This window comes from Variovorax sp. KK3 (assembly GCF_001984055.1).
Taxonomy (GTDB): domain Bacteria; phylum Pseudomonadota; class Gammaproteobacteria; order Burkholderiales; family Burkholderiaceae_C; genus Variovorax.
The window spans coordinates 1-412 of the sequence record NZ_LYVO01000206.1 but is presented as its reverse complement, the minus strand read 5'-3'; the positions used below and the strand labels follow the sequence as shown (position 1 = coordinate 412).

At 66.7% G+C, this 412-nt stretch carries 1 pseudogene; it reads right to left on the bottom strand.

Going from position 1 to position 412, the window contains the following annotated elements:
- Positions 1-412 (bottom strand): annotated as a pseudogene (locus tag B0W80_RS34175) (hypothetical protein); the annotation flags it as partial.

The following is a 412-nucleotide window of genomic DNA, read 5'->3' as shown; positions in this document are numbered from 1 at the left end:
GCGGTTGGCGCTGTCGTAGGCGTAGAGGGTGTCGTGGCCCAGGGCGTTGGTGGATTTCAGCAGGTTGCCGCGGGGGTCGTAGTCGAAGCGGGTGACACCACCGCCGGATGCGGTTTCAGTCGCGGCCAGACCTTGAGCGTTCCAGGTCCAACTCCGGGTCTGTGTGGCGTTGGGCGACGAAGCCGTGTCGGTGATGACTTCGGTGAGGACGTTGCCCTTGTCGTCGTAGGAGTAGGTGGCGGTGCGACCGGCCTCCGTCACCAGCGTCGGCAGCGCGAAGGTGGAATGCCACTGGGTGGTGGTGGTCTGGGCCTGCGGGGTGCCGGCTGCCCGCGTTACCGACAGGGGCAGGCGGCGCACCGTGTCCCAGGTCGTTGTGGTGACGATTCCCTTGAAGTCGGTCTCGCTCGTG